This window comes from Streptomyces sp. NPDC059456 (assembly GCF_042750055.1).
Classification (GTDB): domain Bacteria; phylum Actinomycetota; class Actinomycetes; order Streptomycetales; family Streptomycetaceae; genus Streptomyces.
In genome coordinates this window covers 12819-30515 of record NZ_JBHYVA010000018.1, presented here as the reverse complement: position 1 = coordinate 30515, position 17697 = coordinate 12819, and the positions used below count along the sequence as shown (strand labels likewise).

The window sequence follows — 17697 nt, the reverse complement described above, 5'->3', positions numbered from 1 at the left end:
GCCGGGTGCTGGGGTGGGCCGCGGTGGTCCCGGTGTCGGACCGGTGCGCGTACGCCGGTGTCGTCGAGCACTCCGTGTACGTCCACCCCGGCGCCCGCGGCCGCGGCGTGGGCCTGGCGTTGCTGACCGCCCTGCTCGCCTCCGCCGACGCGGCGGGCATCTGGACGGTGCAGTCCGGCATCTTCCCGGAGAACACCGCGAGCCTCGCCCTGCACCGGCGGGCGGGGTTCCGGGTCGTCGGCACCCGCGAGCGCATCGGCCGCCGCGACGGGAGGTGGCGCGACGTCGTCCTGGTCGAGCGCCGCAGCCCCTAGACGGCGCTGCCCGTCAGGAGTGCGTCCCACTCGTTGCGGGTCGGGCCGTCGTGTCCGGGTACGAAGTCCGGGCGGGCGGCCAGCCAGGCGGTGACGGCCCGGTCCACCTCCCCGGTGCCGTAGGCGTCGGCGGCCGGCCGTACGAGGTGGCGCACCTGGGCGCGGGCCCGCATGACGACGGGATCGTCGAAGGCGCAGGCGCCCCGGGCCGGGGCCGGCCGGTCCGCGCCAGTCCGGTCCGGGGGCGGTGCGCCCTCGGTGAGGTTCTGCTCGTTGGCCCGGTCGGCCGTGACCTGCGCGTCGAACCACGGGCGCAGGGCCTGCGCCGTCCATGCGTGGTAGACCGCGGGGTCCGCGGCGATCTCGTCGGCGTGGGCGGCGAGGTGCTGGGCGGCGCGCAGGCCGAGCGCCACGCCGTGGCCCAGGGTGGGGTTGGTGTGGACGAGGCTGTCCCCGGCGTTGACCAGGCCGGTGACGACGGGCCCTGCGTCGTCGGTGAGGGAGGTCCAGCGGTTGTCCAGGCCGGCCATGGCCAGGACGGCGGACTGCGGCTCGGGGGCCAGGTCGAGCCAGGCCGCGGTGGCGGGGAAGCGGCGGGCGGCGGCCTCGAACGCGGCGGGATCGGTGAGCGCGCCGCGGGTGGGGTCCCCCGTCGACAGCACGAGGTGCAGTGCGAAGGTGTCGTTGTCGGACGGGAAGACCCCGGCGAGCGCGAACGGGGCGGACGAGCCGGTCTTCACCCGCCCGGGGTCACGCGGGCCGTCGGCGCGCAGCCGGTACCAGCGGCACAGGTAGGCGATCCCGGCGCGGTGGCTGTCGACGACGGGCGGGCGGCAGCCGGCCGCGACCAGCCGGCCGGGAACCGGTGAGCGGCGGCCGGCCGCGTCGACGACCAGGTCCGCCCGGTACGTTTCCGTGCCCGCCCGCACGCCGGTGACCCGCGGGGGGCGGCCCTCCTCGACGGCGAGGTCGTCCACCCGGCAGCCCCGCCGCACCTCGACGGTACGTTCCCGCCGCACGGCCGCGGTCAGGGCGGCCTCCAGCACGATGCGGCGGGTGCGCAGCGTGACCAGGTCCTCGTCGCCGGGCCGGTGCGGCGGATGCTCGCCGAACCAGTCGAAGTCGTGGTACTCCCGGGCACCGCGTGCGAGCAGGTCGGCGTAGACGTCGGGGGCCTCCTCGCGCAGCACGGTGCGTACGGGTGCGAGGAAGGAGTGGGGCTGGACGGCCTGCGGGACCCGGGGCCGGTCCCAGTGGAAGAAGTCCCGGTCCGGGTCCTCTCCGGCCTGCCGGCCGTCCTGCTCGAACAACGTGACCGTATGGCCCCGCCGGCCGAGCATGAGCGCCGTTCCCAGCCCGCTGATACCCCCGCCGATCACTGCAACCCGCGCCACTGTGCTCCCCTTCGCGTCGTGTTGCAAAACGATCCTACTACTTGACGATCTTCGATCCCGACGCGGGAACTCCGTTGCGGCCCAAGGGTGTTCGGTGGGGGCCGGGCCGCGGTCAGGCGCGGCAGCGGAGCATTTCCAGCGGGGGGTTGGCGCGGAAGTCCGCCCAGAAGTCCGCGCCGAACGTGCGCACGCCCGCCTCCGACACCTGGATCGGCACCCAGGTCAGGTCGCTGAATCCGGCCGCCCGCAGGGAGTCCTCGTACACCTCGCGGCGCGGGCGGTTGGCGACGAACGAGACCGGCGGGTCGAGGAGCGCGGTGGTGCGGACCTGCGGGCCGGTCTCGGCCTCCCCGCCGGTCAGCTCGCTGCGGAAGCCGTACTTCTCCGGGGTCGGGCCGTCGAAGCGGAAGTCGGGCGACTGGTTCAGCAGGAACAGCTCGCCGCCGGGCTCCAGGCTGCGGTGCACGCGCCGGCACATCAGCTCGGTGGTGGCGAGGTCCGGCGCGTAGTTGAGCAGCTGGACCGCCAGGGCGATGTCGAACCGCTGCCCGAAGGAACGCAGTTCGGACACGTCGCCGACCTCGTAGCGCACGCCCAGCGGCTCGCGCTCCTCCAGTGCCTGCGCCACGGCGACCATCTCGCCGGAGATGTCGACGCCGAGCACCTCCGTGGCGCCGCGCCGCTTGAACTCCCGGCTGTAGAAGCCGGTGCCGGAGGCCAGGTCGAGGACCGACCTGCCGCTCACGTCCCCGACCAGGGCCAGGAAGGCGGGTACCACCGCGTACTGCTCCAGTGGCAGTGCCTTGAAGCCCTCGTACGCCTCGCCGATCCCGTCGTACTGCTGCACGCCCATCGTGACGTCCTCCCCGTGTGTGGTCATGTTCGCGGCAGCGGACCGGCCCCCGCGTTCGGGGCGCGGCGCCGCGGCTCTGACCGGCAGTCTCTCCACACCCCGGCGGACCGTCGTACTGGCAGAACCCACAAAGATCCGGGCCCCGTCCCGGCCTCCCGTACGGGCGCACGGACGCGGCGGCGCGCACGGCGCCGGCGGGGCGACGGTCCGTCAGCAGTGGTCCGGGGAGGGCGCGCAGCACGCGGTCGGCCGTCGCGCGGAGGCGGCGGACACCGCCGGGTTCCGCCGGGCCCCGGTGCGGCCGCACCCTGTCACATGCGGCCGGTCCACGGCTGCGGAACGGGCGAATCCACGCCGGGGCGGAGCCTCCCCGGCAGGATGGGTGCCATGGACCGTGGGGATGTGGGCCGGGCCGGATCGCGGCCGATGGTGGTACGGGTGCCCGTGGAGCCGGTGGAGGCCGCGGTGGAGGCCGACGCGGCCGATGCCCATGCCCGTGCGGGCGATGTGGTCGTGCGCGGCCCGGTGTTCGGGGTGGCGGCGCAGGGCCCCGGCGACGGGCCCCGCTGGCGGGTGCTGTCCGCGGTGACCAGCGGCTGCCCGCAGCAGGCCCGCGACGGCCTGAACTCGCTGCTGTGGTTCCGTGCGAAGGACGACGCGCACGACCGGGCGGAGCGGCGCGCCCTGCTGGCGGCGGTCGCCCGCCTGGAGGGCGGGCGGGTCGACGAACTCGCGGTGGCCGGGACCCGGTACCGGATCGTGCGCGCCGAGGAGTACGCCGTCACGGTTCCCGGCGGCGGTATGGAGGGGCCGCGCCCGACCGATCCGGAACCGCCCGTCCCGGACTGGTCCCGTGTCGCGGCGGGCCCGGACGTCGACGACGGCCTGGTCCTGGACCCCGACGCGCCGGTCACCCCGGCGCAGGCGGTCGAACAGCTGGCGCTGCGCGGCCTGTCCTACGCCGGCGGACGGTTCCCGCAGGACGTGCGCTCCGACTCGCGGCAGGCTCTGGCCGGCCATCCGGACGTGCTGCTGCTGCCGCCGTCGTTCACGATCGTGGAGCGGACCGCGGGCGGCTGGACCCCGGTCAACGGCCCGCACGCGAGCGCGCACGCCGCCCGCAGGGCGCTGGACTTCTCCCTGACGTGGATGTGGCCGCGGCTGCGCGGCCTCATCGCGTACGACGCCGACCTGCACACCGACGCCCGGACCGTGGCCGCGGCCGGCGCGGCCTTCGCCGGGCCGCCGGCGGCGGAGCTGGCCGAGTACGCCGCGGCCGCCGACCGGCTCCGGGCCGGCGGGCGCGTCAACCGGCTGGAGTTCCAGGGCAGCGTGTACGAGATCGCCCGCACCCGCCGCCTGGTGCGCTGGGGCCCCGACGGACCCGAGGGCCCGCGCCCGTCCGACGCCGACACCCAGGACCCCGCACGCCTCCACCCCCCGCTCGACGAGGACGGCCGGGTCCTGCCCGACGGCTGAACCGGCGTACCCCGCTCGGCCGCGCCGCGGGGCGGGATTCACCCGTACGGCCCGGTTCGGGGTGCGGGGGCAGGGAAGGGGATGGCCCGTCCGACCCCTTCCCCGCCACCCGGAGGCTCCGTGCCCGACATGAACGGCCCCTACAAGCCCGGCACTCCCTGCTGGATCGACCTGATGGTCCCCGACCAGCAGGCCGCCCTCGACTTCTACTGCGACCTGTTCGGCTGGCAGGGAGAGGTGGGACCGCCGGAGACCGGCGGGTACTCGGTCTGCCAGCTCAAGGGCAAGCCGGTCGCCGGCATCATGAAGGCCTCCAACCCGGACGGCACCGTGCCCGACCCGATGCCGCCGACCGTCTGGACGACGTACCTGGCGACCGACGCGATCGACGCCACCCTCAAGTCGGTCACCGACGCGGGCGGCAGCGTCATGATGGGCCCGATGGACGTGATGGACCTCGGGCGGATGGCCCTCATCACCGACCCGACCGGCGCGACCGTCGGCCTCTGGCAGGCCGGCAGCTTCGACGGCGCGGGCATCGTCAACGAGCACGGTGCGCTGATCTGGAACGAGCTGAGCACCGGTGACACCCGCGCCGCCGCCGAGTTCTACTCGGCCGTCCTCCCGGTCAGCACCGCCGCGTCGCAGATGCCGGGTGCCGAGGGCTACACCGAGTTCAAGGTCGGGGGCCGGGCGGTCGGCGGGATGATGGACCTCGCCGCCCTGCCGGCCGGGGTGCCGCCGCACTGGCTGCCGTACTTCCACGTGGACGACGTGGACAGCGTCCAGGCCGCCGCCGTGCGGGCCGGCGCCGACGTCATGGCTCCGGCCTTCGACATGCCGGCGGGCCGGATGGCCGTCCTGTCGGACCCGCAGGGCGGCACGTTCGCGGTGATCACGGCCTCGGCACCCGAACAGCCCGCCTAGCCTGCGCGACGCCCCGGCGCCGCTGCCCGGTGCTGCTGCCCGGTGCTGCTGCCCGGTGCTGCTGCCCGGTGCTGCTGCCCGGTGACCCGGCCCGTGGCCACGCCGCCGGGCAGCGGCGACCGCGCCGGGGCCTCCCGGCCGGGAGGCCCGCAGCGGTGCGGTCAGGCCGTGGCGGGGCCGAACCACACGGGGAGGTGGGCGAGGAGGTCCTGCTGGTCCTCGCCGACCCAGGCGACGTGCCCGTCCGGGCGCAGGAGCACCGCGGGCGCGTCGAGTTCCTCGCTGACGTCGACGACGTGGTCGACCCGGTCCGCCCAGCCCGCCGCCGAGAGACGGCCGGTCTGGTCGAGGAGCAGGCCGCGGCCCGCGTGCGTCAGGTCGTACAGGCGGCCCCGCTTCAGCCGGATGTCCCGCAGCCGCCGGCCGAGGAGCTCGTGGCCCGCGCCGAAGTCGTAGCGGACCGCGATCGCGGAGATCTTCTCGATGAGGTACCGGTTCACCTCCTCGAACTCCACCAGTTCCGCCATCAGCCGGCGCACCGCCTGCGCGCCCGGCTCGGACGACATCAGCTGGATCTGCGCGCGGGTGTTGTCCAGTACGTCGGCCGCCACCGGGTGCCGTTCGGTGTGGTAGCTGTCCAGCAGGCCTTCCGGTGCCCAGCCGGCGACCTCCGCGGCCAGTTTCCAGCCCAGGTTGAACGCGTCCTGGACACCGAGGTTGAGGCCCTGACCGCCGGTCGGCGGGTGGATGTGCGCCGCGTCGCCGGCCAGCAGCACCCGGCCGACCCGGTACCGCTCGGCCTGCCGGGTCGCGTCGCCGAAGCGGGAGAGCCAGCGCGGCGAGTGGGCGCCGAAGTCGGTGCCGCCGTACGCCCGCAGCTGCTGCTTGAACTCCTCCAGGGTCGGCGCGGCCGCGCGGTCCTCGGCGACCCCCTCGGCGGGCACGACCACCCGGTACTCGCCGTCCTCCATGGGCATGGCGCCGAACCGCAGCTGGGTCTTGCGCACTTCGGCCGTCACCGCGGCCAGCGTCTCCGGGTCCACGTCCAGCTTCATCACGCCCAGCAGCGTCTCGACCCGGGAGGGCTCGCCGGGGAAGGCGACGCCGAGCAGCTTGCGCACCGTACTGCGGCCGCCGTCGCAGCCGACGGCGTAGCGCGAGCGCAGCCGCGTACCGTCGGCCAGCTCGACGCTCACGCCGTGCGCGTCCTGGGCCAGCCCGACCACCTCGCAGCCGCGCCGGATCTCGGTGCCCACCTCGACGGCGTGCTCGGTCAGCAGCCGTTCGGTGGTGGTCTGCGGGATGTGGAGGACGTACGAATGCGCCGTGTCCATCCGCTCCGGCCAGGACTTGGCGAGACCGGCGAAGAAACCGCCGACCATGTACTGCTTGCCGAGCGCGAGGAACCGGTCCAGCAGACCGCGCTGGGCCATGACCTCGATGCTGCGCGCGTGCAGGCCCTGGGCGCGCGACTGCTGCGTCGGCTCCGTCTCCTTCTCCAGCACGAGCACCCGCACGCCGTGCAGGCGCAGCTCGCAGGCCAGCATCAGGCCGGTCGGCCCGCCACCGGCCACGATCACGTCCGCGTCCAGGTGTGCGTCCGGGCCTGCGTCCGCGTCCGAGCCCGTGTCCGGGTCTGCGCCCGCGTTCACGGTCGTGTCTGCGTTCACGGTCGTGTCTGCGTTCACGGTCGTGTCTGCGTCGGTCATGAAAACCCCCATTGAGCGTGTTGCCTTCCGCCCGGCCGCTGCGCGCCCGCGACCGGCCCGTACGCCGTCGAAACCGTACGTACTTCGCGAATCCCGGATTTCCGGCTGTTTCCGGGTCCGGACGGAGATTCTGCAACATGACCGGGGCCTTGCCGCAAGGCCCCCTGTGCGCTATATCTTGATAGTGGCAAGGAGTGGGCAACGACCTCCTTGCCTTTGTCATGTGTGCTGCCGCATGCGGGCCCAGAGCCCGCTCCGCGGGACGCCGAGGCGGGCTCGGACCAGGCGCGCCTACGCCGTGACCCTGGCGGGTTCCGGCGTCCGGGCGGCGGGGTCGTGCGGGTGGATGCCGGGGGCGGGGCGGGGGCGGGTGGGCCACCACAGGCTCCGGCCCAGGAGGGCCGCGACGGCGGGGACCAGCACCAGCGACAGCAGCAGCGCCGACAGCAGGATGCCGAGCGTCATCGCGAAGGCGACCTGCTCGGTGCCCGGGGTCGTCGCGAGGGTGGCGAAGGAGCCCGCCAGGATCAGGCCGGCCGTCGCGATGGCCGGGGCCGTGTGCCGCAGCGCGCGGGCCACGGCGGCGCGGGCCGGGCCCGGGCGGCGCATCTCCTCCCGGATCCGGTCGGTGATCAGGATGTTGTAGTCGGTGCCCAGGGCCACGACGAACAGGAACAGCACCAGCGGGAGGGTGAAGCTGACGCCCGGCCGGCCGAGGCCGTGCTGGAAGAGGAGGGTGGCGGCGCCGAGGGTGGCGGCGAAGCCGAGTCCGACGGACAGCATCAGCACCAGCGGTGCGAGCAGGCTGCGCAGGAGCAGCAGGAGGATCAGCGCGATCAGCGCGGCCGCGACCGGGAAGACGATGGCCAGGTCGTGGTCGACGGCGGCGGCGATGTCGGCGAAGACCGCGGCGGTTCCGCCCACATGGGCCGTCGTCCCGGCGGGCGTGTGGGCGGCGACCGCGGCCCGGATCGGTCCGGAGACCAGGTCGCGGGCCTGCCGGCTCTGCGGGTCCGCGGTCGGGTAGACGTCGATGCGGGCGGCGCGGTGGTCCTCGTTCAGTACGGTCTGCCCCACCTGCCCCACGCCCTCGACCCGGGTGAGGGCACGGGAGAGACCGCCCAGCCGGTCGGCGGTGAGGGTGCCCCCGTCCTTCGCGGTGACGAAGACGCTCGTCGGGTCCGACACCCCGGCCGGCAGCGCGCGGGAGACCTCGGCGGCGGTGGCCGCCGCCGCGGTACGGGCCCCGGAGTCGCCCTGCCCGTAGTCCATGCGGATGCCGGTCATCCCGGCGGCCAGTGCGGCGAGGAGGGCGACGGAGGCGGTCAGCATCATCAGCGGGCGTCGCGCGACCAGCTCGCCGAAGCGGGCGGACCGGCCCTCGGCCGGCTCGTGGCGCAGGGCCCGGGAGGGCCAGAACATCTTGCGCCCGGCGGCCGCGAGCAGCGCCGGCATCAGGGTCAGGCTGCCGAGCAGCATCACCAGGACGGCGACGGCGATCGCGGGGCCCAGCGAGCGGAACTGCCCGAAGGTCGCCACGCCCAGCGTCGCGAACGCGGCCACGATGGTCAGCGCCGCGGAGGTGATCGCGGTGCCCACCCGGGCGGAGACCTGCGCGGCCGCCTCGCGGGCGGACTGCCCGGGCCGGGCGCGCAGTTGCTCGCGGAAGCGGAACATCAGGAACAGCAGGTAGTCGATGCCGATGCCGAGCAGCACCGGATTGATCAGCCCCGGGGTGCTCGCGTCGAGCTTGAGTCCGGTGAGCATGGCGGCGCCCGCGACGGCCGTTCCCGCCACGCCGATGATCATGGCGGAGGCGAGCAGCGGCAGCACGGCCGCCAGCACGCTGCGGAACACCAGTACGTTGAGCAGCACGATCAGCACCGTGACGAGGATGCCCCCGAGCTTCGTGGCGGTCTCGTGGGCGTCGGCGGTGTCGACGCCGTCGGCGAGGCCCCCGGTGAAGCCCGTACGCATCCCCGCCTCGGCGAACTGCGTCCGGGCGGAGTCGCGGAAGGCCCGGTAGACGCCCTGGACCCCCTCGTCCGCGGGATTGCCGAGCAGCGCGACGGAGAGCAGTTCGAAGCTCCGGTCGGGCGCCGTCATCGCCGGGGCGATCCGGGGCGTCTGGGAGCGGTCGGGGACCATGAACCGCGGCTTGTCGTCCTTCCTCGGCATGACCACCCGGCGCTGGGCCAGCTTCGCCGCCTCGGCCCCGATCCGCTCGTGGTCGGCGGCGGCGAGGGGCTTGCCGTCGGCCCGGGCCACGAGCAGCGTCACGGTGGTCGCGTCGGGATCGGCCCCGAACTGCTCCTGGGCGATGTGCAGCGCGGCGGCCGAGTCGTAACTGCGGGGCAGGAACTCCGCGGTCTGGTTCTGGGTGACGCGGGCGAGCAGGAGCGGGGCGAGGGCGCTCAGCGCGAGGCCCAGCACCGCCCAGAGGGCGATGACCTTCCAGGGGTGTCTGGTGGAATATCCGGTCAGGGCGCGGATCACGATGGGTCCTCCGGCGGACGCGTTGGCTTGCAGGATGCGGATGTCTGCCGGGGGCTCCCGGCCGGTGTCCAGACCATCAGTGCGGGGTGCGGTCGGGCGTCGGGGCAGCGGATGATCCGCACCGGGGGCCTGGGTCCCGGACCGGGTGGCGACCGGGACCCTGGTCCTAGTCCCGGTCCTGGCCGCGGTCCTGGCTGCGGTCCTGGTCACTCGGGGGTTGTGCAACCCTGTGCGGGTGGGGCCGGGAGCAGGCCGGACGCAGGGGACAGGGAACAGACATGCCCAGAAGCCGAGATCTCGGGCCCGACGCTGCCCGGGAGCTGCCGTACGACGGCCGTGACGACGGCGGTGACGTCGGCCGTCACGTCGGCGGCAACGGCTACGTCGACAGCGACGGCGCGAGCGCCGCCGCCGGGCCTTCGTGGACGCGCAACGACGCGCTCGTCGCCGGCGGCGCGTGCGCGTTGAACCTGCTCAGCTACGTGTTCTTCAACGACCCCACCGGCCGGGGCCAGGGGCAACACGTCGTGAACGTGGCCGGGTTCCTGCTCGTCGCACTGGGGGCCGTGCCGTTGCTCGCCCGGCGCAGCCATCCCGTCGCGGTGCTCGCCGCCGTACTGGCGCTCGACGCGACGGCCAGCCTGACCGTGCCGCTGTCCACCCACTTCGGTGCCGTGCTGATCGTCGCCCTGTACGGGGCCGCCCGCGCCCGCCCCGGCCGGGTCGCGGCGGTCGTCGGCCTCGCGACGGCGTCGGTGACGCTGCTGAGCCAGAGCCAGGGCCGGATCCCGTCCTGGCAGGCCGCCGTTTCCGCGCCCGCCTCCACCTTGATCATCATCGGCGCCGCCCTGGCGGTCAACCGCTGGCAGCACGAGGTCGCGGCCAACCGCACGCTCCTCGCCGACCGCGCCGTGGCCGACGAACGCCGCCGCATCGCACGGGAACTCCACGACATCGTGGCCCACCACATCACCACCATGCAGCTGATGGCCGGCGGCGCCCGCGCCAACATCGGCCATCCGGAAGTGGTCCGCGACGCCCTCGTCACCCTGGAGTCCTCGGGGCGGCTGGCACTGCGCGAAATGCGCCAGCTGCTCGACGTACTGCGGGCCGGCGACGAGCCGGAGGCCGAGCTTGCGCAGCCCCAGCCCGGCGCCGACGACCTCGACCGCCTGGTCGCCGAATCGCGGCTCGCCGGACTGCCCACCGAGTTCGGCGTCCACGGCGAGCGGCGCCCGCTGCCGCCGACGGTCGGCCTCACGGTGTTCCGGATCGTCCAGGAAGCCCTGACCAACGCCCGCAAGTACGCGGGACCCGCGCGGGCGTCCGTACGGCTGACGTACCGGCAGGACCGGGTCACGGTGGAGGTGCGGGACGACGGCGGGGGCACGGCGCTCCAGGACGCGGCGCCGTCGGCGGGTTCGGGCGGCTACGGCCTGATCGGCATGCGCGAGCGCGTGGCGCTGCACGGCGGCACCCTCACCACGGGACCGCAGGCAGACGGGGGCTTCGCCGTGGTGGCCGAGCTGCCGCTGAGTTCGGACGAGGCGGCCGAGGCGGCCGTCCAGCACGAAGGGGCACGGCGATGACCGAAAACGGAACGCACACGGGAACGGACGCGGGCACGGACTCGGGCACGGACTCGGGCACAGCGACGGGCACGGCGACGGGCACGGGCGCGGGCACCCGCATCAGGGTCCTGATCGCGGACGACCAGCCGCTGGTGCGGCGCGGGCTGTCGCTGATCCTGTCCCCCGAACCGTCCTTCGAGGTGGTCGGCGAGGCCGAGAACGGCGCGCAGGCCGTCAACCTCGCCCGGCAGCTGCGCCCCGACGTGGTGGTGATGGACATCCGGATGCCCGTCCTGGACGGGGTCGGCGCGACCGCCGAGCTCGCCGCCACGGTGCCCGGCTGCCGGGTCCTGGCCCTCAGCACGTTCGACCTCGACGAGTACGTCGTGGGCGCCCTGCGCGCCGGCGCCTCCGGGTTCCTGCCCAAGGACAGCTCCCCGGAGGACCTGAGCGCGGCGATCCGCACGGTCCACGCCGGCGAGGCCGCCGTCGCACCGCGCCTGCTCACCCGGCTGATCTCCACGTACGTACGGGCATCCCGCGGTCCGCGGCCGAACCCGGCGGGGGCGATGGGGACGACGGGGACGGGTGAGCTCACGCCCCGCGAGATCGAGGTGTGGCGCCTGATGGCCACCGGCCACGACAACGCCGGCATCTCCGGCGCCCTGGACATCAGCCTGTCCACGGTCAAGAACCACATCACGAGCATCTTCGACAAGCTGGCCGTCCGGGACCGCGCACAGGCGGTCATCGCGGCGTACGAATCGGGCCTGGTCACGGCGGGCGGAGCCGTGTAGCAGGCCCTACGGGCCGGAGCGCGGCATGCGGACGACGGCGGCCGCTGCGTCCAGGTCCACCGTCGTCCTGCGGGACGGCGCCCCGTCTCCCGCCCCGCTCGCGCCCCGCTCCCGCTCGCGCCATAAATCGAACACATGCTTGAATTGGTGGATGCAGTGCACCTCCACCCCCTACTCCCCCGCCCCTCCCGCCTTCCCCGACGATCTGGTCGGGCTCCAGGCCGACTGGCTCCGTACGTACCGGGAACTGGCGCGGCTGCCCGAGTCGGCCGGCAACACGGGGCTCCGGCGCCGGCTGATCGGCCTCTCGCGCGCGATCGCCGCCCATCCGTACTGGTCGCGTCCGGTCCGTGCGGCGGGCGGCCCCGCCGAGCTGCGCCGCGCGGCGCGGTTCCGAGCGTGGGCGAGGGCGGCATGACGGGCGCCTGCCCCGGCAACGACCGGGGCCACGGCACGCCGGGCCCGGCCGCCCGGCTGGTCGTCCATCCCCCGGACCACCGCGGCTGGCGCCGCGTGCGGTACGACGGGCAGAGCCTGGGCACCGCGTACCGGATCGGCGACATAGCCGTCTTCCTCGCCGCCACCGGAATGCAGGACGCGGAGGACTTCGACCTGACGGACCCGGCCCACGTCGACTGGCGCGGCGGCGGCCCCGACTGCTGGACACCACTGCCGCCGTGACGGGGCGCTGCCCGGGCAAGGGAACGAGGGCAGGGCGAGGGCAGGGCGAGGGCGAGTACGGGGCCTGACCGTGTCGGTGGTGTGTCGGGAGGCGTCGGGGGGCGTCGGTGCGATGTCGGCGGGGTCCGGCACTTTCGAGGGGTCCTCTTCTCACCCCGAGTTCCGGGAGCGCCCATGGCCATCACCGTCCGTCCGGGAAGCACCGTCATGTTCACCGGCGATTCGATCACCGACTGCCGACGGCTGGAGAGCGAGGACGGGCTCGGGTTCGGCTACCCGCTGCGCATCGCGGGCGAATGGGGGCACCGGCACCCGGACCGGCCCGTGACCTGGCTGAACACCGGGATCGGGGGCCACAAGGTGATGGACCTCGAAGCCCGCTGGCGCAGGGACGTCCTCGACGCGCACCCGGACGTGGTGTCGGTCCTCGTCGGGGTCAACGACATGGGCTGGCACTCCATCGATCCCCTGGGGTACGCGATCTCCGCGGAGGAGTTCGAAACGGGTTACGACCGCCTGCTCACGCCCCTCGCCGAGGCGGGCACGCAGCTGATCCTCATCGAGCCGTTCCTCCTGCCCGTCCACGGTGCGATCGAGGCAGGTCCCGTGCTCATCGGCGAGAAGGAGCGCGAGGCCTGGCGCGCCGACCTGGACCCGAAGATCCAGGTCGTGCGCAAACTCGCCCGCCGGTACGGCGCGCAACTCCTCGCCGCCGACGGCATGTTCGCCGCACTCGCCGCGGCGGCCGGGCCGGAGCACTGGGCCGCGGACGGCGTCCACCCGACGCCGGCCGGTCACGCCGCGCTCGCCGCGGCCTGGCTGCGCCTGGTCGTGTGACCGGCCTCCAGCCCCCGGGCGGGGCGGGTCAGGGACCGACGTACTCGTAGATCCCGCCGTGGGGGTGCCGCAGTACCGCGCGGTGTCCGTTGGGCGTCGGGGAGGCGGGCACCACCACCTCGGCGCCCGCCGCCACCGCCTCCCCCACGGCCGCGCCCAGGTCTGCGACCGCCAGGGTGGCCGCCACCCCGGCGATTCGCTGCGCAGCCTCGTCCGGGCCGCTGAACAGCAGGAACGGGCCGACGCTCGCCAGCGTGACCCCGGCGAAGGCGAAGCGGGACGCGGGGCTCCCGGTGAGCTTCTCGTAGAACGGAACGGCCGCTTCCAGATCCTCGACGCGCTGCCGCACCACCACTGATTCGATCGTCATGCGTTCCTCTCCCCCTGTTGAAGAAGTTGTTCGTCGCGATCTCCACAATGATTGCTGACAGTTGCTCCTCGCTGAAGGGGGACCAGCTCCAGCAGGCGCGGGTCGACGCCCCGGGCCCGGGTGAGGACGTCGCGCCCGCCGATTCGGTCGGGCTCGCGCTCCCCGTCGTCCTCGCGCGACCAGGGTCGCCGTCGGCGCGCGGCTGTCCGCCGCCGCGGCCGCGCGGGGCAGGGCGGGGCTCGTCAACGGCCTTCCCGGGATCGTGTCGTGGCGCGAGGACGGCTCCCCGCTCTCGGTCGCCGCGTTCAGCGTCGCGGGCGGCCGGATCGTCGGCATCTCGATCGTGGTCGACCCGGCCGAGCTCGCGTCGATGGGCCTGCCGGAGCGTGGGTGACCCCGCGGGCTATCCGCGGAGGGCCTCGCGGAGGGTGACGGCGAACTCCCCGGGGTGTGTGGTCAGGCCGGTGTGGCCGCCGGGAAAGTGCACGAGGTCAAGGCCGAGGCGCTCGGCCAGGAATGCGGCCGGACGGTACGGCAGTTCACCGCGGGAGTCCCGGCCGCCGGCGAGGACGAGCCGGTCCGACACCGCCGCCAGGCGGTCGACGTCGGGGGCGTGGCCCATGAAGGCGGGCACGATGCGCTCCACGAAGTACGGCAGGTTGGCCATCGTCCGCTCGGCCCGCGCCGCCGCACCGGGCGGCAGCTCGACCCCGGCCCGCGGCGCGGGCGTGTCCGCGGGCGTGGTTGCAGCCGTGGGCGCGGGCGCGGCCGCGGGCGTGTCCTCGCCGTCCTCCGCCTTCAGGCCCGCGGCGAACTCGGCCATCGCCGGCATCAGACCCCGGGTGCGGAACGTCTCCTGGACGCGGGCGAGGAGGGCGCGGTGTACGGGCGCGTCCGGAAGGACCTCCACCAGCGGTGGTTCGTGGGCCACCAGGCGCCGGACGCGTTCGGGACGGGTGGCGAGCAGGTGCACGGCGGCGATCGCGCCCGAGCTGCTGCCGAAGACGAGGGCGGGTTGCGCCGGCGAGAGCAGGTCCAGGATCCGCAGTGCGTCGTCGGCGTGCTCGGCGACGCACTGCCCGGCCCCGGGGTCGTCGAGCGTGCTGCGTGACATGCCGCGGGGGTCGTACGTGGCGACGGTGTACTCGGCCGCCAGGTCGTCGGCGACGCCGTCGAAGGAGGCCGCACCGCCCGATCCGCCGGGGACGAGCAGCAGGAGGGGTCCCCGGCCGCGTACTTCGTAGTGCAGGGTCGCGCCGTCCGCGCGCAGGGTGCCGGTCGTCGGGGCGGTCATGCGGAGTCTCCTTCTCCGTACGGGGGCCAGTGCTCCAGGAGGGTGTGCAGGGCGTCGAGGGCGCGGAGCCAGGAGCTCTGCGGGGCACGCGCGTGCGCGAACCCGCCCGCGGCCTCCAGTGCGACGAACCCGTGGAACGTGCTGCGCAGCAATCGGACCGCGTCCGTCAGATCGGGCTCGGCGAGGCCGTAGCCGCGCAGCATCCCGTACGTCAGTTCGACGGCACGCCGCGGGCCGGGAGCCTGCGCAGCGAGCACGGGGTCGATCTCGATGGGCGTCTGGGTCGCCGCGTAGCGGCCGGGATGCCGGTGGGCGTACTCCCGCCAGGCGTTGGCGAACGCGACCAGCGCGTCCTTTCCGGCCCGGCCGGCCGTGGCCTCCGCGATCCGGATCGTCTTCTCGTCCGCGGCCAGCAGCGCGATCCGGCCGCGCAGGTCCTCCAGGTTGCGCACGTGCGCGTAGAGGCTCGCGTCCTTCACGCCGAGCCGCCGCGCCAGCTGCGCCATGGTCACCCGGTCGAGTCCGACCTCGTCCGCCAGTTCGGCGCCCGCGACCGTCACGCGCTCCGCCGTCAGCCCTGCCCGCGCCATGGTCCGCCGCCTTCCCCTCACTCGTTCCTAGGGTCACTAGTTATAACCTAGAGACATTAGGTTTCCCAAGTTCCGTGTGCGGAGGTGGCGTTACGGGCCTCAGGCCACGGGTGCCGGGGTGTGGGTTCCGGTGCCGCCCTGGTTGAGCGCCCGTACGGCCTGCGCGAGTCTGCGCACCCCCTCGGACAGTTGGTCCGCGGGGAGCGTGAACGGCAGCCGGATGTTGCGTTCGAACGCGCCGCCGATGCCGAAGCGGGGCCCCGCGGCGATGACCACTCCGTGGTCGGGCGCGACGGCCGCCAGCCGCGAGGTGAGGGGCTCGGGGAAAGTCGCCCACAGGGTCACGCCGCCGGCCGCGCGCGGCGCGTGGACCTCGGGCAGGTGTTCGGCGAGCGCTTGCCGCAGCACGTCGCGCTGCGTGGCGAGTCGTGCGAGCGCGCCGGGCCGCCGGGTCTGCCCCGCGCTCAGGAGCACGGCGGTGGCGAGTTGCTCCACCACGGGGGTGCCCAGGTCGGTGGCGGGCCGGATCTGTTCGACACGCCTCAGGAGGGACGGGACCGCGCGGATCCAGCCGATGCGCAGGCCGCCCCAGATGCTCTTGGACACGGATCCGACGCTGATGACCGTGGGCAGGGGTGCGGGCGTGAGCGTCGCGTAGGGCACGGGGCTCGGCCCGCCGTCCAGTGCCAGGTCGGTCAGGGTCTCGTCGATGACGGTGGGGCAGGAGAGCCCGAGCCTGCCGCGCACCTCCGTGGGCATGCACATCCCGGTCGGATTGTGGAAGTCGGGGATCAGGTAGGCGAGCTGTGCGGTCCGTCCCGCCGCCCGGAACTGCGCGACGTCCCATCCGGACGGTACGACGGACACGGGCAGGAGGCGGGCGCGCGCCTCGGTGAACGCCTTGATCGCGTGCGGGTACGTCGGGTGCTCGATCAGCACCCTGTCGCGGGGCGAGAGCAGTGCGCGCGCCAGCAGGGCGACCGCGTGCTGTGCGCCGTTGGTGATCAGGATCCGGTCGGGCGACGTGGGCAGGCCGCGCCGCTCGTACCAGGCGGCGACCGCTTCGCGCAGCTCCGCGGTGCCGTACCGGTCGTAGCCGTGCCGCTCCAGGTGCCGGGGCAGTTGTTCGAGGGCGGTGGCGAAGGCGGCGTGCAGGATTTCCACGGGTGCGGGCGGCGCGGCGATGGACAGGTCGACGGCTGCCGGGCCGGCGGGGGCTTCGGGGCCGGCGGCACGCCGCCCGGACGGTGCGTCGTCGGGCAGCCGAACGGTCGCCCGGGTGCGGGCGCGCGTGGCGAGGTAACCGTCCTCGACCAGGGTGCGGTACGCGGCGCCCACGGTGGTTCGGCTGATGCGGAGGGCGGTGGCCAGATCGCGTTCGCTCGGCAGGACGGCGCCGAGCGAGAGCCGCCCGTCCAGTACGAGCAACCGCAGTCGGTCGGAGAGGCGTTGATGGGCGGGTCCGGCTCCGTCCTGCCAGGTCCCCAACATCCGTGCCATGGCGTACGAGCTGGTCTTCACCGAACCAGCGTAGTCAATCTGGCTATGGATTCCGGGTCCAGATGCCGTGGAAGGTTGCCGCATGGCATCAGCACCAGCACCTCCGCCTCCCGCGTCCCTCTCCCGCGAGGGCCGACGGCCCGTGACACCACCGCGGCTGAATTTCGCCGCTCAGATCCGGGCGGGCCGCAAGGCCCGTCGCCTCCCGCAGCTCCTGGTCGGCCTGGTCGGGTACGGGGCCTCCGTCATGCTGCTCGTCGAGTCCGGGCTCGGCCCGGCCAGTTGGAACGTCCTCACGGAGGGCACCGCCAAGACGCTCGGCATCTCCTTCGGCTGGGCGACGAACCTGATCTCGCTCCTGGTGCTCCTCGCCTGGATCCCCCTGCGGGAGCCGCCCGGCCTCGGCACGCTGCTCAACGTCGCCGTCGTCGGCTTCGCGGCGGACGCCACCGCTGCCGTGCTCCCCGACCCCCACGGGCTGCCCGCCCGGACCGGCTACCTCGCCCTCGGCCTCGTCGCACTCGCCTTCTTCGACGCGCTCTACCTCGGCGCGCAGTTCGGGTCGGGCCCGCGCGACGGCATCATGACCGGCCTCGTCCGCCTCACCGGTCTGCCGATCGCGGCGGTGCGCACGGGCATCGAGGTCACGGTCGCCGGCATCGGCTGGCTGCTGGGCGGAACCGCAGGCGCCGGAACCGCCCTCATCGCCCTGACCCTGGGCCCCCTCATCGCCTGCTTCCTCCCCCGCGTCACGGTCCCCCTCACACTCCGTCCGGCCGTCGACCGAGGAGGGTCGGACACCGCGTCATCCTGCCGCCCGTGCCCGATGCTGCATCCCGGACGCCCTCCCGTTCGTTGAGGGGACGGAGACCGAACGACCGACGG

At 74.3% G+C, this 17697-nt stretch carries 18 protein-coding genes; 10 read left to right on the top strand and 8 right to left on the bottom strand.

The window, feature by feature from the left end; genetic code table 11:
• Positions 1-314, top strand: a 314-nt coding sequence (locus ACFXA3_RS03535) for a GNAT family N-acetyltransferase (protein WP_385181309.1), incomplete at its 5' end; no start/stop codon positions are given.
• Here ACFXA3_RS03535 and ACFXA3_RS03530 read toward each other — a convergent pair.
• The gene (locus ACFXA3_RS03530; protein WP_385181306.1) at positions 311-1708 is read right to left on the bottom strand and encodes an FAD-dependent oxidoreductase; all 1398 of its coding nucleotides are present in this window, start codon (positions 1706-1708) and stop codon (positions 311-313) included. The two genes, ACFXA3_RS03535 and ACFXA3_RS03530, sit on opposite strands and share 4 nt — an antisense overlap.
• Positions 1709-1820: 112 nt before the next feature.
• Positions 1821-2561: a class I SAM-dependent methyltransferase gene (locus ACFXA3_RS03525; RefSeq protein WP_385181320.1), complete on the bottom strand. Its 741-nt coding sequence runs from the start codon at positions 2559-2561 to the stop codon at positions 1821-1823.
• 387 nt (positions 2562-2948) lie between these two features.
• Between ACFXA3_RS03525 and ACFXA3_RS03520 the strand changes: the two genes are divergently transcribed.
• Together ACFXA3_RS03520 and ACFXA3_RS03515 are read left to right on the top strand one after the other, a co-directional pair.
• Complete coding sequence (locus tag ACFXA3_RS03520) at positions 2949-4040, top strand: DUF5954 family protein (protein WP_385181303.1); 1092 nt, start codon at positions 2949-2951, stop codon at positions 4038-4040.
• A gap of 129 nt (positions 4041-4169) precedes the next feature.
• Positions 4170-4967, top strand: a complete 798-nt coding sequence (locus ACFXA3_RS03515) for a VOC family protein (protein WP_385181317.1) — start codon at positions 4170-4172, stop codon at positions 4965-4967.
• A 161-nt stretch (positions 4968-5128) separates the two neighbouring features.
• Here the strand turns inward: ACFXA3_RS03515 and rox are convergent, their stop codons facing one another.
• Together rox and ACFXA3_RS03505 are read right to left on the bottom strand one after the other, a co-directional pair.
• A complete protein-coding gene (gene rox, locus ACFXA3_RS03510) occupies positions 5129-6676 on the bottom strand; it encodes a rifampin monooxygenase (RefSeq protein WP_385181301.1) in 1548 nt (515 codons plus the stop codon).
• A 291-nt stretch (positions 6677-6967) separates the two neighbouring features.
• On the bottom strand, positions 6968-9172 hold the full coding sequence (locus ACFXA3_RS03505; RefSeq protein ID WP_385181298.1) for an MMPL family transporter: 2205 nt from the start codon (positions 9170-9172) through the stop codon (positions 6968-6970).
• A 278-nt stretch (positions 9173-9450) separates the two neighbouring features.
• Here ACFXA3_RS03505 and ACFXA3_RS03500 point away from each other — a divergent pair, with 278 nt between their 5' ends.
• From ACFXA3_RS03500 to ACFXA3_RS03480, 5 genes are all read left to right on the top strand, one after another.
• Positions 9451-10761: a sensor histidine kinase gene (locus tag ACFXA3_RS03500; protein WP_385181295.1), complete on the top strand. Its 1311-nt coding sequence runs from the start codon at positions 9451-9453 to the stop codon at positions 10759-10761.
• Positions 10758-11540, top strand: a complete 783-nt coding sequence (locus ACFXA3_RS03495; protein WP_385181289.1) for a response regulator — start codon at positions 10758-10760, stop codon at positions 11538-11540. Before ACFXA3_RS03500 ends, ACFXA3_RS03495 begins: the two co-directional genes overlap by 4 nt.
• 151 nt (positions 11541-11691) lie before the next feature.
• Complete coding sequence (locus ACFXA3_RS03490) at positions 11692-11958, top strand: hypothetical protein (RefSeq protein WP_385181286.1); 267 nt, start codon at positions 11692-11694, stop codon at positions 11956-11958.
• Positions 11955-12221 (top strand): hypothetical protein, encoded by a 267-nt coding sequence (locus tag ACFXA3_RS03485; protein ID WP_385181283.1) that lies wholly within the window; start codon positions 11955-11957, stop codon positions 12219-12221. Before ACFXA3_RS03490 ends, ACFXA3_RS03485 begins: the two co-directional genes overlap by 4 nt.
• A 174-nt stretch (positions 12222-12395) precedes the next feature.
• A complete protein-coding gene (locus tag ACFXA3_RS03480) occupies positions 12396-13058 on the top strand; it encodes an SGNH/GDSL hydrolase family protein (RefSeq protein WP_385181281.1) in 663 nt (220 codons plus the stop codon).
• Between the two features lie 28 nt (positions 13059-13086).
• Here ACFXA3_RS03480 and ACFXA3_RS03475 read toward each other — a convergent pair whose 3' ends face one another.
• Positions 13087-13428 carry a VOC family protein gene (locus tag ACFXA3_RS03475; RefSeq protein WP_385181278.1) on the bottom strand — a complete coding sequence of 114 codons (342 nt, stop codon included), beginning with the start codon at positions 13426-13428 and terminating at the stop codon, positions 13087-13089.
• Between the two features lie 262 nt (positions 13429-13690).
• On the opposite strand from ACFXA3_RS03475, the gene ACFXA3_RS03470 reads away from it, so the two are divergent.
• Entirely contained in the window at positions 13691-13822 is a 132-nt protein-coding gene (locus tag ACFXA3_RS03470; protein WP_385181275.1) for a hypothetical protein, read from the top strand.
• Between the two features lie 9 nt (positions 13823-13831).
• Here ACFXA3_RS03470 and ACFXA3_RS03465 read toward each other — a convergent pair whose 3' ends face one another.
• The 3 genes from ACFXA3_RS03465 to ACFXA3_RS03455 all read right to left on the bottom strand — a co-directional run bounded on the left by ACFXA3_RS03465 (position 13832) and on the right by ACFXA3_RS03455 (position 16833).
• A complete protein-coding gene (locus tag ACFXA3_RS03465) occupies positions 13832-14722 on the bottom strand; it encodes an alpha/beta fold hydrolase (protein WP_385181273.1) in 891 nt (296 codons plus the stop codon).
• Positions 14719-15312 (bottom strand): TetR/AcrR family transcriptional regulator, encoded by a 594-nt coding sequence (locus ACFXA3_RS03460; RefSeq protein ID WP_385181270.1) that lies wholly within the window; start codon positions 15310-15312, stop codon positions 14719-14721. The genes ACFXA3_RS03465 and ACFXA3_RS03460 overlap by 4 nt, the downstream gene beginning before the upstream one ends.
• Before the next feature lie 99 nt (positions 15313-15411).
• Positions 15412-16833 (bottom strand): PLP-dependent aminotransferase family protein, encoded by a 1422-nt coding sequence (locus ACFXA3_RS03455; protein WP_385181267.1) that lies wholly within the window; start codon positions 16831-16833, stop codon positions 15412-15414.
• A 61-nt stretch (positions 16834-16894) separates the two neighbouring features.
• On the opposite strand from ACFXA3_RS03455, the gene ACFXA3_RS03450 reads away from it, so the two are divergent.
• Entirely contained in the window at positions 16895-17671 is a 777-nt protein-coding gene (locus ACFXA3_RS03450) for a YitT family protein (RefSeq protein ID WP_385181264.1), read from the top strand.
• The last annotated feature ends 26 nt before the right edge of the window (positions 17672-17697 follow it).

Bases quoted from the DNA above. Each gene is read 5' to 3' on its own strand.
- ACFXA3_RS03500 (WP_385181295.1), top strand. From the start codon at position 9,451: ATGCCCAGAAGCCGAGATCTCGGGCCCGACGCTGCCCGGGAGCTGCCG.
- ACFXA3_RS03520 (WP_385181303.1), top strand. From the start codon at position 2,949: ATGGACCGTGGGGATGTGGGCCGGGCCGGATCGCGGCCGATGGTGGTA.
- ACFXA3_RS03525 (WP_385181320.1), bottom strand. From the start codon at position 2,561: ATGGGCGTGCAGCAGTACGACGGGATCGGCGAGGCGTACGAGGGCTTC.
- ACFXA3_RS03490 (WP_385181286.1), top strand. From the start codon at position 11,692: ATGCAGTGCACCTCCACCCCCTACTCCCCCGCCCCTCCCGCCTTCCCC.
- ACFXA3_RS03460 (WP_385181270.1), bottom strand. From the start codon at position 15,312: ATGGCGCGGGCAGGGCTGACGGCGGAGCGCGTGACGGTCGCGGGCGCC.
- ACFXA3_RS03495 (WP_385181289.1), top strand. From the start codon at position 10,758: ATGACCGAAAACGGAACGCACACGGGAACGGACGCGGGCACGGACTCG.
- rox (WP_385181301.1), bottom strand. From the start codon at position 6,676: ATGACCGACGCAGACACGACCGTGAACGCAGACACGACCGTGAACGCA.
- ACFXA3_RS03485 (WP_385181283.1), top strand. From the start codon at position 11,955: ATGACGGGCGCCTGCCCCGGCAACGACCGGGGCCACGGCACGCCGGGC.
- ACFXA3_RS03475 (WP_385181278.1), bottom strand. From the start codon at position 13,428: ATGACGATCGAATCAGTGGTGGTGCGGCAGCGCGTCGAGGATCTGGAA.
- ACFXA3_RS03450 (WP_385181264.1), top strand. From the start codon at position 16,895: ATGGCATCAGCACCAGCACCTCCGCCTCCCGCGTCCCTCTCCCGCGAG.
- ACFXA3_RS03465 (WP_385181273.1), bottom strand. From the start codon at position 14,722: ATGACCGCCCCGACGACCGGCACCCTGCGCGCGGACGGCGCGACCCTG.
- ACFXA3_RS03515 (WP_385181317.1), top strand. From the start codon at position 4,170: ATGAACGGCCCCTACAAGCCCGGCACTCCCTGCTGGATCGACCTGATG.
- ACFXA3_RS03480 (WP_385181281.1), top strand. From the start codon at position 12,396: ATGGCCATCACCGTCCGTCCGGGAAGCACCGTCATGTTCACCGGCGAT.